Source organism: Neobacillus driksii, from assembly GCF_013409995.1.
Lineage (GTDB): Bacteria > Bacillota > Bacilli > Bacillales > Cytobacillaceae > Neobacillus > Neobacillus driksii.
This window is the reverse complement of sequence record NZ_JACCBX010000011.1, coordinates 100,637-116,016: the sequence shown is the minus strand read 5'-3', so window position 1 is coordinate 116,016 and position 15,380 is coordinate 100,637. Positions and strand designations below refer to the sequence as shown.

Genomic DNA, 15,380 nt, shown 5'->3' with positions numbered 1-15,380 from the left:
TACGGTGCAATCACACCAGGCACCTATTGTTAAAACGAAGATCAAAGATACTTTATTTAAAAGATTGTGGAATAACCGAACCCTTCTTATTATGTGTTTACCTGCCATTATTTTCTTCGCTGTTTTTGCTTACCTGCCAATGCCGGGACTCTATCTTGCCTTTGTAAACTTTGATTATTCACTTGGAATCTTTAAGAGCGCGTTCGTTGGCTTTGATAATTTTCGCTTTTTGGTTATGACTGGTGATTTGTGGAAGTTAACCTTTAATACGATAGCTTATAATATTGCTTTCATCATTTTAGGTAATATCCTCCAAATAGCTGTAGCCATCATGCTCAACGAACTAAGAAATAAATGGTTCAAAAAGATATCACAAACACTTATGTTTCTGCCGCATTTTATTTCTGCCGTTTTAGTTGGACTTTTAGCTTATAACATACTTAGTTACGATTATGGGATACTTAATTCATTTTTAAAAATGATTGGCATGGATCCAGTAGAGACTTATTCGAATCCGGCAATTTGGCCTTATATTATTGTCATTACATTCCTATGGCAATCAACAGGCTATGGATCGATCGTCTATTTCGCAGCGATCATGGGCCTTGACAAATCCATTTTAGAAGCAGCAGAAATCGATGGAGCTAACGCTTTCCAGCGTATTCGATATATCATTATTCCTTACCTTAAGCCAACCTTTATCATTCTGCTATTGTTCTCTTTAGGTGGAGTATTAAAAGGAAATTTCGGTTTGTTTTATAACCTTGTTGGTGCGAATAATACCATGCTCTATCCAACAACAGATATTATTGAAACCTACGTTTTCCGAACGTTGATGACGAATTTTAACTTCTCATTGGGAAGTGCGGTAAGTTTATATCAATCTATTTTGGGTCTCTTTATTGTCCTTACAGCCAACTGGATTGTGAAAAAAGTTTCACCAGAAAACTCTTTGTTTTAAAGGAGGAACGTATGTATGGAAAACTCAGCCAGACGTAATATAGATTTTTCTACGATAATGGTTCGTATGATTGGATATGGTTTTATTGGTTTATTTGCTCTATGTTGTCTTTTACCATTCGTCTTAATCTTGTCATCTTCCTTAACATCTGAGAGTGCTATTATGGAAAGCGGTTTCTCTTTATGGCCGAAAGAGTTTTCTACCTTTGCTTATGAAATTGTTTTCAAGAATCCAAGACTTGTGATTGGATCCTATATGGTGACGATGATTATTACTGTTGTCGGAACTGCAATAGGTCTATTTATTGTAGCAATGACAGGTTATGCCTTGCAGCGCCAAGATTTCTTGTACCGTAATAAAATATCATTTTATATCTACTTTACCACTCTTTTTTCAGGTGGACTTGTCCCGTTTTATCTCTTAATAACGCAGTATCTGCATCTTAAAGATAATTACTTGGCAGTACTCTTGCCTGGATTGCTAAGTCCTTTTCTCATCATTATGATGAAGGCTTTTGTAAAGTCGATTCCACATGAGATCACGGAATCTGCGAAGATGGATGGTGCAGGTGATTTCACGATTTTCTTAAGAATTATTCTTCCGATGACTACCCCTGCCTTGGCGACAATCGGACTTTTCATTGCCCTCGGGTATTGGAATGAATGGTATAATTCCATGCTTTTCCTTTCACCAAATATGGAATATAGACCGTTACAGTTGTTTCTTTATAACGTAATCACAAGTGCTGATTTCATTAGAAATTCGGCTGCATCCGCCAATGTAACGCCGCAAGACATACCATTGGAAAGTATGAAAATGGCAACAGCCATTGTCGCTACTGGACCTGTTATTCTATTTTATCCGTTTGTACAGAAGTACTTTATTCAAGGTATTACAGTTGGTGCAGTAAAAGGGTAATGGAATATGAGTAAGGAATTTTCCTTGTTTCATAGAGAGTAACAATTAGTAAATTTAAAAGGGAGGCAATAAAATGGTGAAGATAAAAAGAATCTTGGTATTATTTTTGGTTATGTTGTTGACTTTTAGCCTTGTGGCCTGTAGCGGCTCAAGTCAAACGGGTTCAAAAAACTCTGAATCTGGTACAAAGACAAACGCAAATGGTGAAGTTGATACTTCTAAAGAGGTAACCATTACCATGATGGTATTGGGAGATAAACCGACCAACGGACAATTAGAAAAAGTAATGGAACAAGTAAATACAAAATTAAAAGAAAAAGTAAACGCTAAACTTCAGCTGAAATGGATTGAATGGGCCGATTATATGACAAAGTATAATCTAACACTAGCTTCTGGAGAACCTGTTGATTTAATTATCACTGCTACTGACTGGTTGGATGCTTGGGGAAATGCACAAAAAGGTGCATTCATGGATATTACCGACCTGCTGCCTAAATATGCACCTAAGACATTTGAAGAGGTTTCCAAAGAAAGTTGGGAAGAAACAAAATATGATGGCAAAATTGTTATGATTCCCGAGGACTCTTATACTCAATGGGTTAACCACGGCTTTTTCTATCGTACAGATTGGGCGAAAGAATTTGGAATCACTGAACCTATTAAAGATTTTGAAACACTCGGTAAATACTTCCAGGGCATTAAAGATAATAAAAAGGGTGTAATTCCTTGGGATACACCAGGAACAAATGTTACAACGGCATGGGGTTATACAACTTCTTATTCCGATGCGATTGAACTTCCAATTACAACAGGTGTATTCCCAATTTATTGGGCAGAATCCTATGAAGATAAGTATAAAGTTATGAGTCCTGTGTTCGAAGATGTGTTTGTAGACTATGCAAAGATGATGAAGGATTGGGCAGATAAAGGCTACTGGCGTTCTGACGTTTTGAACTATAAAGGGGACACCCGCGCTTTATTCCAAGCTGGAAAAACAGGTGCTGATCAGCACCACACAGAAACATTCTCAGGCTTACGTCCACAGATGGACCTAAAACAACCAGGTTCAGAAATCGATATGTTTGCTTGGTCTGATACACGTGACAACTTAGTTTCAATGTCGATTACTCACGGTGCTACAGCGGTTGGTGCTCACAGCAAAAACCCTGAACGTGCGCTTATGGTATATGATCTAATTCGAAACGATGAGGAAATTTACAAACTATTTAACTATGGTATTGAGGGAGTACAATACGAGATTGTAGACGGCAAACGTACTCGTCCTGAAGGTTACGATGAAACAAAAGATGCATTCTCTGCTAACTTCTGGGGTGGTCGTGTAGACAAATTCGAAATCCCTAGTGCTGACAAATGGGAAGGAATGTCTGAGATTTATGCGCAGTACGATACCATTAAAAAGCCGTACCCATATGGCCAATTTGTATTTGATAGTACTCCGGTAGAAGCTGAACTTTCTGCTCTATCACAAGTGACTGCACAATTGGTGCCAGCGATTGCGTTCGGTAAAGCTGGAGATCCAGAAAAAGCTGTCAAAGATTTCCGTAAGAGATTGGAAGCAGCAGGTTATGAAAAGGTTCAAAAAGAGATACAAAAACAAATGAATGAATATAAAAAGCTTGTAGAAGGCAACTAGGTAGAGATGAATTACAAAATAAAAGGGCTATCATTTATTCTTGATAGCCCTTTATCTATCAGTCTGCCATTTCTACGATTTAAGGATACTAGTTTATCACTAATGATAAGGGGTGTAAGTTGACTATGGTAAATGTAATAGCACAAGAATGGGAATTGTCCGTTAAGAGCAGAAAGTTTAACTTTGATTGGAAATTCTTAAAAGGTGACAATTCCGATGCATTTAAAATTAAGTTTGAAGATTCAGATTGGCGTATCGTAGACCTGCCACATGATTTTAGTATTGAAGGTCCATTTAAGAAGGAATATGCAAGTTCAACAGGATATTTGCCAGGAGGAATTGGTTGGTATCGAAAGGAATTTATTGTTCCTGATAGCATAAAGGGAAAGAAAGTGTTTATTCAATTCGATGGCATTTATAAAAATAGTGAAGTGTGGGTTAATGAACATTTTCTTGGTAAAAGACCTTATGGATACAGCTCATTTCAGTATGACTTAACCCCATATTTAAACTTTGAAACACAAGAAAATGTGATTGCTGTCAAAATAGATCATACCGATTTTGCTGATTCTCGCTGGTATACAGGGTCTGGCATTTATCGAAATGTTTTCATCAATTTGACAGATCACTTGTACATCAAGCCGTATGGTATTTTTGTAACAACTCCAACGATTACACCATCAGAAGCAGAAATCCACATTCAATCAAGTTTGAAAAATGAATATAATAACGAAGCTACATTCCAAATTGAACATCAAATTAGAGATGCTTCAGGCAAGAAAATAATAGACTGCTCATCTGTGGAGATCATTCCAGCAAATGGTGAACATGATTTTTCTCATTCTCTTTTTCTAGATCAGCCAAATCTCTGGTCACCGGAAAATCCATATTTATACAGTGTTGAAACGAAGGTGATAAGAAATGGGGAAGTAATAGATTGTGAGACTACCACACTAGGTGTTCGATCTTTTCGTTTCGATGTGGACTCTGGATTTTATCTTAATGAAAAAAATATTAAGATGAAGGGTGTCTGTATCCACCACGACGCAGGTTGTCTTGGAGCGGCTGTTCCTGAAAAGGTCTGGCACAGACGTTTGAAGCTATTAAAAGAAGCTGGTGTCAATGCGATTAGAATGAGCCATAATCCTCCTGCACCAGAGTTACTAGATATGTGTGATTCTTACGGGTTTTTAGTCCAAGATGAAGCATTCGATGAATGGGAACATCCTAAGAACAAATGGGTAGAGGGTTGGAATAAAGGCGAGCCTTCACTAGATGGATATGCTTCCGACTTTACTGAATGGGCAGAGATAGATTTGAGGGATATGGTATTAAGGGACCGGAACCATCCGTCAATTGTTTTCTGGAGTATTGGGAATGAAATTGATTATCCAAATGATCCCTATTCACATCCAGTACTAGGAGACCGTTACAAAGCTGACAAACCTGATGCAAAGGGAATGGGTGCTATTTCGAAAAGGCTGGCAAAGGTTGTAAAGCAATATGATCCGACCCGACCTGTTACAGCAGCTTTGGCAAGTGTCATTATGTCAAATGAAACTGAATTTCCAGATGCCCTTGACGTGGTCGGCTATAACTATCAAGAGTCCCTATATTCTGAAGACCATAAAAAATATCCGAATAGAGTGATTTATGGAAGTGAAAACGGAAGGCATCACGATGCATGGCTGGCTGTAGCAAATAATGACTTTATATCAGGACAATTTATTTGGACAGGGATTGACCATTTGGGAGAAGCTCGTGGATGGCCAATTCGTCACGCCACTCCTGGATTGCTTGATCTTGCTGGATTCAAAAAACCTTTGTTCTATTTCAAGCAAAGTGAATGGTCCGATCAAGATATGGTCCATATCGGCTTGACTTCTATTAAAGAAGAGAATCCTGATCAAGTTTACTGGGACCATCAGGTTGTTTGCCACTGGGATGGGGATGCAGGAGAAACAGTAAGGGTTGTTTGCTGTACAAATTGTCCTGAAGCGGATTTAATTCTAAATGGTGAATCTGTTGGGGTCAAAAAACGTGAAGACTTCCCAGCTGGAACCATATATTGGGACATTCCATATTCTAAGGGCACGTTAAAGGCGGTAGGGATAAGAAACGGAAACATTTCTTGTACACATGAATTAAAGACAGCTGATAAACCTGCGAAGTTACAGCTGCACGCGGATACAATTACGCTTAAAGCAGACAAAGAGGATGTAGCACATATAGAAGTGAATATCCTTGATCAAGCCAATAATCTTGTATATAGTGCAGAAAATGAAATCCATTGTACCATCGAAGGACCTGGTGAAATTATAGGGATTGAATGTAGTAACCCTGTAAGCCATCAAGATTATAAAGCAAACTACCGAAAGGCCTTCCATGGAAAATTATTAATCTATGTGAAAGCCACTGATCAAGTAGGGAAGATTATAGTAAAAACTTCTTCTGAGGATTTGGAAGGTTGTGCTGTAGTTATCGATGTAAAATAAAAGCCGTAGGGACTCCGGGTACTGACGATTTGAGTTGATACCCGGAGGACTTATTTTGAAAAAAATGATAAGGCGGGAGATGTATGTATGCCGTACAATAGCGCTTCTGATACTTTAAATCCCCAAAAGGGGCATAGACTTAAAGATATTCCTGCACATGACCCTTATGTCTTGGTGCATAAAGAAACGAATACGTATTATATGTATACAACTGGAATTCCACAATTAACAGATTTAGAGAGAAATGGAGTTCTAGTGTATAAGAGTAAAGATTTAAATGATTGGGAAGGTCCTTATGTCATTTTCGAAATTCCTGATGGAACATGGGCACATCCACAGCATGGGACGTGGGCTCCAGAGGTTCACCATTATCAGGGTAAATATTATCTGTTCGTTACGTTACATAATCGAGATCGCATCATAGCAGAACCGCCGGAGGTTTGGAAGACCACTCATCTTCGTGGTACAAGTATCGCGGTATCAGACTCGCCAGAAGGTCCTTTTGAATTAATAAAAAAAGATGGGCCAGTGCCACCTCGAGACTTCATGACTTTAGATGGAACCTTGTATGAGGATGAGGATGGAAAGCCATGGATGGTCTATTGTCATGAGTGGATTCAGGTTATCGATGGTACGTTTGAAGCGATTCCATTGAAAAGCGATTTATCAGCAGCAGTTGGTAAGCCACTACACCTTTTTAAGGCGTCCGATGCACCGTGGCTTAATGCTGAAATAATGCCTAGCGTGAAGCCTTTAAATTATGTATCTGATGGGTGTCAATTGTATCGAACAAAAGGCGGTCACCTTGTAATGCTCTGGTCAAGCTATAGCAATGGAAGCTATGTCCAAACGATTGCTAGATCTAAGTCTGGTAAGCTAGCAGGGCCGTGGGAACAACTGGAACCATTAGTTGCTGGAGATAGTGGACACGGCATGCTTTTTAAAACATTTGAAGGTCAATGGATGCTTATTCTTCATCAGCCATTCAGTACACCTGAATCTCGAGCAAAGATTTATGAAGTAGAGGAAACAGAGGATAGCTTTAAGATTGTTAAACCTAGAGTGGATCTACATATGTAAATAAATAAATGGAACACAAAAGTCCTCTCAGTTGAGAGGACTTTTTATATAAGCTGCTCGTTTTCAACAATCTAGAGACTACTAGTCTTAAGTTGACGTATCCTCTATCAAGAGGATTTTTCCTCTGAAGTTTTTTGTTGAATCTGTACTATATTAGTAAATACCTTATTGTAAGCAAAGAATGCAAGGAAAGATATAGCACCACCGGTGAAGAATGGCAGCAAAAATGTTAATTTCGTGAAACTAACATATAAGATGACAATACTAGATATTGCAAGCCCAATCGAGTAAATTGGGTTAGCAATCGATAAAATGAATACATTTTTTAATCCTTGTCCGAGCTTCGTATCTGTATGTACTGTATGGGCAAAAAAGAAAAGGGTAATAAGTAACAACCAAACCATGAGGAATAAAAATAGATAACTAACTAGGTGAATGCGGGTTTGGAAATAGTAATAATCAACACCAACAATGGCCCAAAGAACTGAAAAAATCAATCCACCCACAAGACTCCTCTTATAATTTTCCTTATAGTATTTCCAAAAGAATCGAAAAATTGGCACTTCTTCCTTCATAACCCATTTTCTAACAATGCCAAACATAGCCGTAGTTGCCGGAAAAAAAATAAATGGTACCAGCACTGCAATGGTCAAAATCAGAAAGCCTATCTGCCACATCTCTTTAACAGTAAATAAAGATAATGTTAGATAAGCAATGGGGAAGTTAAACAAAACCCATAATAGATTTATACCTGCGAGCTTAGAAGTCCACTCTAAAACGGGATTTAAACGTCCAAATATAGTATACATTTTTCCAACTCCAGACCGATTATGTTGAATATTATAGATAGAAAGATAGATAATTAGACAAACTCCCTATGTAAGCACCTTCATTATAACATAGACTATGTTTTCAGTTTTCAGTTTTATTTGATAATATAATATATAAATTAATCCCAATCTATTAAAATAGTAGTTAATGTTGAATTTTTGAAAGGGGATACATAATTTGAATTCAAAATACCTGGATTTACTTGTCCAAAAATATGATTGTGAAGAAAAAGTGGTAACTGAAATTATTAATCTTGAAGCCATTCTTAATCTGCCAAAGGGGACAGAACATTTTGTCAGTGATTTGCATGGCGAGTATCAAGCATTTCAACATGTACTAAGAAATGGTTCAGGGAACGTAAAAAAGAGAATCAGAGACTTGTTTCAAGATGTTTTATTTGAAAAAGAAATCAATGATTTTGCGACATTGGTGTATTATCCTGAAGAAAAATTAAAATTAATGAAAAATCATTTTAGCAACGAACAAGAATTACACCAATGGTATATCGTAATCATTGAGCGGATGATAAGGCTTATTTCTCATGCTTCCTCCAAATATACACGTTCGAAATTACGAAAAGCATTGCCGAGTCAGTTTGTGTTTGTTATAGAAGAGCTATTATACAAAACCAATCAATCTGAAAATAAGGAGCAGTATTATAAAGAAATTGTCGAGCAGATTATCTCCTTAGGTCAGGCCGATAAACTCATAATAGGGCTTGCGTATAGCACTCAGAGACTGGTTGTCGATCATCTCCATGTAGTGGGGGATATTTATGATCGTGGACCAGAACCTGATAAAATCATGGATACGCTAATTAATTATCATTCCGTGGATATTCAATGGGGAAACCATGATGTACTTTGGATAGGTGCTTTTGCTGGTTCAATGGTTTGTCTTGCTAATATCATTCGTATCTGTGCAAGATATGACAATCTGGATATTATTGAAGATGTATATGGAATCAATCTAAGACCTCTCTTGAATCTTGCAGAGAAATACTATCAGGATAATCCTACTTTCAGACCTAAGGTACATTCAGATAAGAATCAATCTGATCATGAAAAATTGCAAATTACGAAAATTCATCAAGCCATTGCAATGATTCAATTCAAACTCGAAATACCTATAATAAAACGACGCCCGTATTTTAATATGTCAGAAAGGCTTTTGCTTGAGAAAATTGATTATGACAAGAACGAAATAACAATCTATGGGAAAACCTACCCTCTAGAAAATACTTGCTTCGCAACGGTAAATCCAGAGCAGCCTGATCAATTACTAGAAGAAGAAAAGCAGGTGATGGAAAGATTATTATTTTCGGTCCAACATTCAGAAAAGCTGGCCAGACATATGAATTTTCTTATGAAGAAAGGGAGTCTTTATTTAAAATATAATGGGAACCTATTAATACATGGCTGTATTCCTTTAGATGAAGACGGGAATATGGAAAAAATGGTTATTGAAAATAACACCTATTCAGGTCGTGAATTACTTGATGTGTTTGAACGGTATTTACGGCATGCTTTTGCACACCCTGAAGTGACAGATGATCTTGCGATGGATATGGTCTGGTATTTATGGACAGGAGAATATTCATCACTCTTTGGAAAAAGAGAAATGACCACTTTTGAGAGGTACTTTATAAAGGACAAGGCAACTCACAAAGAAAGAAAGAACCCATACTACTATTTACGTGAAAATGAAGAAATTTGCCGCAAAATCCTAACAGATTTTGATTTGAATCCTGACCAGGGTCATATTATCAATGGGCATACACCAGTTAAAGAAATTGAGGGAGAAGATCCAATTAAAGCAAATGGTAAGATGATCGTGATTGATGGAGGTTTCTCCAAAGCTTATCAATCAACAACAGGAATAGCAGGATATACGTTACTATATAATTCCTTCGGTATGCAGCTGGTCGCCCATAAGCATTTTAATTCAAAAGAAGATGTTTTACTTAACGGGACAGACGTTTTATCCATTAAAAGAGTGGTAGATGAAGAGTTAAAGAGAAAAAAGGTTAGGGAAACGAATGTTGGAGAGAAATTATTACAGGAAATCTCTATTTTAAATAGTCTGAGAGAATATCGCTATATGAATTGACTCCAATCAGGAATAGATTTAAATAAGTTTTTCCTTATAATCATTAAAAATAAGCAATTGCAGTAGCAATCTCTTTTTTAAGCTAACCTGCAGCAGTTAGTTAAAAGGTGATATTAATTTCTGACAAATCTATTTAGTTTGAAAATTTTAAATATATAGTTGACAATGGTGGATATTCCTGATAAATTAAAATTCATAGTTAACCAATCGGAATAATAACGGTTCGATCAGACGACTGAAGGCCTTGCAATGTTGAAATCTCATGATGAAACGTTGCAGGGCCGTTTTGTCTTCATTAACTCTATTCAAGGGGTGATTTTAATAGGGAACATTCTTAGGAAAGTGGTGGAAACATGCCATTTACATAATGATTTGAGTGCAATCAAATGGAATGATAAATTTGACCAATCAGACAGCTGAAGGTCCTTAACTTTTTAGGTTAGGGGCCTTTATATTTTTCTATTTTTTAGCTTCTTTGATTTGCTGCCTGGGAAGTCTTGAAGGCAAAAAAGTGTTACCTAATGCCTCAGGTATAAATAAAACAAAAGCCGATCGTACAAACGAAGGCCTGCCTTTATTAAATAAAAAGGTGGGCCTTTTATATATATACAAAAAAATAGATGGGGAGACGATGTAATGAGAAACGAAAAGCGTCAAATGAATTTAGGAGCATTCTTTATGATTCCAGGTCATCATGTAGCTTCTTGGAGGCATCCTGAGAGTCAAACAGATGAGATTTTATCTTTTGATTTGTATAGGAAACTCGCAGAAACAGCAGAGCGTGGCAAATTTGACATGATCTTTTTTGCAGATGGATATGCCGTACACGACAGGAATGGAATTGGAATTGAACAAAGCGTCAACGTAAGACCTGACCCGTTAACCCTACTTTCCGCATTAGCTGTTGTTACCAAACACATTGGATTAGCAGCAACAGCATCCACGACTTATAATGAACCTTTTCATCTGGCAAGAAAGTTTGCCACGATTGATCATCTTAGCCGTGGACGATCAGCATGGAATGTAGTGACATCCTCAAGTGAGGATGAGGCACTTAATTTCAGTAGGGAACATCATTTAGAGCATAGTTTAAGGTACGAACGAGCGGAAGAATTTGTTGAGGTTGTAAAAAAGCTTTGGGATAGCTGGGAAGACAATGCCTTGGTGATCAATAAAGAATCAGCGAAATTTGCCAATCCAAATCTGGTTCATCGCGTAAATCATAAAGGGAATTGGTTTTCAGTCAAAGGACCATTGAATATTTCAAGGCCAGTCCAAGGCCACTCAGTGATCATTCAAGCAGGATCTTCAGAATCCGGGAAAGAACTGGCAGCGAAGACGGCTGAAGTGATTTTTACCGCTTGGCAAACTATCGGTGAGGCTCAAGCCTTTTATCAGGACGTAAAAGGACGATTAAAGAAATATGGCCGAACGGAAGAATCATTGAAAATTATGCCTGGTGTGTTCCCTGTAATCGGACGGACAGAGAAAGAAGCAGAAGAAAAGAAGCAGCAATTGATAGAATTAATACCGGAGCAAGTAGGAGTTGGGCTGCTGTCAGCGCTTATTAGCTACGATTTATCGGGGTATCCGGTAGATGAGCCACTCCCGGAGTTACCAAATATCAATGACATCAACGGAGCAAAAACAAGGTTCCAGCTGGTCAAGGATTTAGGAGATCGAGAAAATTTAACCATCCGTCAGTTATACCAGCGAGTGGCGGGTGCCAGGGGTCATCGAGAAATTAAAGGAACTCCGATTCAGATTGCCGACCAGATGCAGGAGTGGTTTGAAAACGGTGCTGCGGATGGATTCAATATCATGCCACCATACTTACCAGGAGGATTAGAGGATTTCGTAGATTTGGTCATACCAGAACTACAAAAACGCGGACTGTTTAGAGAAGAATATACCGGTCAAACTTTACGGGATCACCTTGGCCTTTCGAGACCAGCTAATTTATTTGAAAAAATAAAAGCCTAAATAAAAGAAAGGAGTCTCCTATGACACTACTAGAAATCAAACAATTAAATAAGTTCTTTCAAAAAGGAAAAGAACAGATTCATGTTTTAAAAGAGATTGAATTACAAGTTAAAAGAGGGGAGTTCATTACGGTTATTGGTCCTAGTGGATGCGGTAAAAGTACTCTGCTAAAAGCAATAGGGGGATTGGATACAGAATACTCAGGTGAGATCAAGTTAGATGGTGAAAGGGTGACAGGTGCAAGCATCAAGCAAGGAGTGATTTTTCAGGAACCAAGATTGTTCCCCTGGCTGACGGTTGAAAGAAATATAGCAGCAAACCTGCCATTAACAGATATCGAAGTGAAAGAGAATGTTGAAAAGCTAATAAAGCTTGTTAGGCTGGATGGATTTGAAAGAGCCTACCCAAAAGAACTTTCAGGAGGGATGGCGCAGCGGGTATCCATAGCAAGAGCATTGCTAAGAAAGCCAAAGATCCTTCTTTTAGATGAACCCTTTGGCGCATTAGATGCATTTACTCGTTCTCATATGCAGCAAGCATTATTAGATATATGGAAGGAAGAAAGAACGTCGATGGTATTTGTTACCCATGATATTGATGAAGCTATTTATTTAGGAAATAAAGTCATTATCATGAGTGCGAGGCCTGGAACGATACAAAAAATCATTTCCATTGACTTACCTTTTCCAAGAAAAAAATCAACAAAGTCCTTTCAGGAATACCGACAACTTGTGTTAAAAGAATTTGAAAAAGTGGAAGAGTTAGAATTAATAGATAGTGCCGGAATTTAAAGGAGGGATATAAATGAGTAACCAAACAGCCATTTCTTTGGAAAAAGTAAAGTCCACGAAGAAAAAGCTAGTAAAAAGTAATAGAGACCTAGGTAAGTTAAAAGTTATTTTAAAAGGATTTATCTTGCCAATATTCATGTTAACTATTTGGGAGTTAACAGGAGCATTGGGCCTTATATCGGCGACACTGCTGCCAAGACCAAGCGTAATTTTTACAACCTTTATTGATTTAATCCTAACAGGTAATTTACTTCAACATTTTCAAATTAGCTTACTAAGGGCTTTAGGCGGATTTTTATTAGGTGGTACCCTTGGACTATTGGTCGGAGTCGCGGTAGGTTTAAAAAAGAATGTTGAGCAAACGGTTGATCCAACCATCCAAATGTTCAGAACCATTCCTACTTTGGCCGTGATACCATTGTTTATTTTATGGTTTGGGTTTGGAGAGGTTTCGAAAATATTATTAATCGCAAAGGGAGCTTTTTTTCCTCTATATGTAAACACTTTTTTAGGAATCAGAAGTGTAGATTCCAAATTGTTTGAAGTAGGAAAGGTATTAGAGTTTAATCGGTGGAAGCAAATCACTCATTTAATTTTACCTTCCGCTCTTCCAAATATCCTTTTAGGTTTGCGATTATCCTTAGGTGTTGCTTGGCTTGCATTAGTTGCTGCTGAATTAATGGGATCAAGCGAAGGGGTGGGTTACCTCATCATGGATGCAAGGCAATTCTCCCAAACTGCGATTGTGTTTGTAGGAATTATTATTTTTGCTGTATTTGGTAAGGTATCAGATTCACTGGTCAAAGTATTCGAAAGAAGACTACTAAAATGGCAGGATAATTTTAAGGGATAAGGGTATATTTCTGGTATTAATTCCGACTAATCATATGTGAAAAATAGTCTTTGGAGGGAAAAATCAATGTCAAAGAAAATCATACAATTTTATAGTTTACTAGCCGTAATACTTTTACTATTACTAAGCGGCTGTGCAGCTGCTTCAAATTCAGAACGCACGACCAAAGCAGAAAATAAGGATATTGTTGTGAACATTGGTGTTCAAGGGAAAATTGGCATTTTATCATATGCAAGAGAACATGAATACTTTGAAAAAGCTTTTGAAAAAGAGGGAGTGAAAGTGAAGTGGAATGAGTTTGCCAGCGGACCGCCACATTTTGAGGCATTGGCTTCAGGCCGAATAGATTTTGGATCTGTGGGAGGGACACCTGTTATTGCTGGGCAGTCCGGAAATGTTGATTTTAAAGCAATTGCCGTGCTTAGTGATGGCAAAAAGGGAAATGCCATTGTCATACCGAAAGGAAGTTCCATAAAAGATATAAAAGAGTTAAAGAACAAGAAGATTGGTGTTGCAAAAGGTAGCAGTGCTTATAATTTTTTATATATGGCACTTGACCGGGCGGGCTTAACGGATAAAGATATCGAAATTATTCAGCTCCAGCCCGATGAAGCACGCCCTGCATTGGATAACGGATCCATTGATGCTTGGTCCGTTTGGGAGCCTTATATTACAACTGCCGTTTTTCAAACAGGAGCAAAAGTGTTAGTTTCAGGCCAAGACTTAAATATAAATGCGCCAAGCTTTATGATTGCCAGAACAAAATTTACCGAAGAGCATCCTGATTTGACGGTCTTATTTTTAAAGACTTATGAAGAAGTTCGCCAGGAATACGTTGAAAATGTGGAAGAAGTATCAAAGGAATTAGCGGAATCACAAAAGGTTGACGTTAAAATTATTGAAACTGTACTGAAAAATAGTGATCCACTGTTGTCCCCGACAACAACTGAATTTGGCAAAGCCCATCAGGAACAAGCGGACTTCTTATATTCTGTCGGTGGAATTGATAAGAAACTGAATACTTCGAAGGTAATAGAAAACAAATTTATACAACAAGCATTGAAAGAAATTAAATAAAATTATGTAATTAGAAGAATTATCTTAGGAGGGCTCAAGGGTATTATTGAAATTTTGCCTAGAATAATGATATCAGGCTGTCGACTTAGTCGGCAGTGTTTTTTTGATTTAACTACTTAAAATGAAAGATAGGATTAAAAAGAAAATCATTGGAATTTGATCCTTCTAAATTGTCTTTTGATAACTATATTGAATTAAAATTCAATCACGAAGACCGATTTCGAAAACCAGTAGATTTAGTAATAATCGATGATATTAAGCCAGCGTTGAAACCTAGTACTTTAAGGAGTGTGAAGTTTGCGGTGGGGACCTAGAGTGTTTTTAGAAGATATTTTAGCCGCTACAAATAAAGTCGAAAAATACACCAAGACCTTTAGTTTAAAAATATAAAAGAGGGAAATAGTTAAACTTATTCTTTCTGAAATGCTCCTTTATCAAGTTTTTAATAGAAAACAATCCAGTTCAAAGAAATATAATATGGTTTTAGTTTTTCGTTGTAAAAAACATTACTATGTTGATTGGAGCAAAAGTGAAGCGTCTGGAACACAAATCAACAGCCAATTTACACAAGCAAAAAAATATAAGATAAAAGGGGCTACCAAAGGTCAGTGACATGACTATTGGGTAG

Annotated in this window: 12 protein-coding genes; 11 read left to right on the top strand and 1 reads right to left on the bottom strand. The window is 37.4% G+C overall.

Annotated features, from left to right (window positions below; translation table 11 throughout):
- The first annotated feature begins 91 nt into the window (after positions 1-91).
- The 5 genes from F4694_RS22930 to F4694_RS22910 all read left to right on the top strand — a co-directional run bounded on the left by F4694_RS22930 (position 92) and on the right by F4694_RS22910 (position 7,108).
- Positions 92-961: an ABC transporter permease gene (locus F4694_RS22930; protein WP_257029361.1), complete on the top strand. Its 870-nt coding sequence runs from the start codon at positions 92-94 to the stop codon at positions 959-961.
- A 15-nt stretch (positions 962-976) separates the two neighbouring features.
- Positions 977-1,879 (top strand): carbohydrate ABC transporter permease, encoded by a 903-nt coding sequence (locus tag F4694_RS22925; RefSeq protein ID WP_179602230.1) that lies wholly within the window; start codon positions 977-979, stop codon positions 1,877-1,879.
- Positions 1,880-1,952: 73 nt separating this feature from the next.
- Positions 1,953-3,533 (top strand): extracellular solute-binding protein, encoded by a 1,581-nt coding sequence (locus F4694_RS22920; protein WP_179602229.1) that lies wholly within the window; start codon positions 1,953-1,955, stop codon positions 3,531-3,533.
- 125 nt (positions 3,534-3,658) lie between these two features.
- On the top strand, positions 3,659-6,028 hold the full coding sequence (locus F4694_RS22915; protein ID WP_179602228.1) for a glycoside hydrolase family 2 TIM barrel-domain containing protein: 2,370 nt from the start codon (positions 3,659-3,661) through the stop codon (positions 6,026-6,028).
- A gap of 87 nt (positions 6,029-6,115) precedes the next feature.
- The gene (locus F4694_RS22910) at positions 6,116-7,108 is read left to right on the top strand and encodes a glycoside hydrolase family 43 protein (protein ID WP_179602227.1); all 993 of its coding nucleotides are present in this window, start codon (positions 6,116-6,118) and stop codon (positions 7,106-7,108) included.
- Between the two features lie 107 nt (positions 7,109-7,215).
- Here F4694_RS22910 and F4694_RS22905 read toward each other — a convergent pair whose 3' ends face one another.
- The gene (locus F4694_RS22905) at positions 7,216-7,917 is read right to left on the bottom strand and encodes a YesL family protein (protein WP_179602226.1); all 702 of its coding nucleotides are present in this window, start codon (positions 7,915-7,917) and stop codon (positions 7,216-7,218) included.
- Positions 7,918-8,116: 199 nt separating this feature from the next.
- Between F4694_RS22905 and fbp the strand changes: the two genes are divergently transcribed.
- From fbp to F4694_RS22875, 6 genes are all read left to right on the top strand, one after another.
- Entirely contained in the window at positions 8,117-10,048 is a 1,932-nt protein-coding gene (fbp, locus tag F4694_RS22900; protein WP_179602225.1) for a fructose-1,6-bisphosphatase, read from the top strand.
- Positions 10,049-10,297: 249 nt separating this feature from the next.
- Entirely contained in the window at positions 10,298-10,468 is a 171-nt protein-coding gene (locus F4694_RS22895; protein WP_179602224.1) for a hypothetical protein, read from the top strand.
- Positions 10,469-10,684: 216 nt separating this feature from the next.
- Positions 10,685-12,031 carry an LLM class flavin-dependent oxidoreductase gene (locus tag F4694_RS22890; protein ID WP_179602223.1) on the top strand — a complete coding sequence of 449 codons (1,347 nt, stop codon included), beginning with the start codon at positions 10,685-10,687 and terminating at the stop codon, positions 12,029-12,031.
- Positions 12,032-12,051: 20 nt separating this feature from the next.
- A complete protein-coding gene (locus F4694_RS22885) occupies positions 12,052-12,822 on the top strand; it encodes an ABC transporter ATP-binding protein (RefSeq protein WP_179602222.1) in 771 nt (256 codons plus the stop codon).
- A gap of 13 nt (positions 12,823-12,835) precedes the next feature.
- Positions 12,836-13,675 (top strand): ABC transporter permease, encoded by an 840-nt coding sequence (locus F4694_RS22880; protein ID WP_179602220.1) that lies wholly within the window; start codon positions 12,836-12,838, stop codon positions 13,673-13,675.
- A gap of 66 nt (positions 13,676-13,741) precedes the next feature.
- Positions 13,742-14,752, top strand: a complete 1,011-nt coding sequence (locus F4694_RS22875) for an aliphatic sulfonate ABC transporter substrate-binding protein (RefSeq protein WP_179602218.1) — start codon at positions 13,742-13,744, stop codon at positions 14,750-14,752.
- Positions 14,753-15,380: the final 628 nt, after the last annotated feature.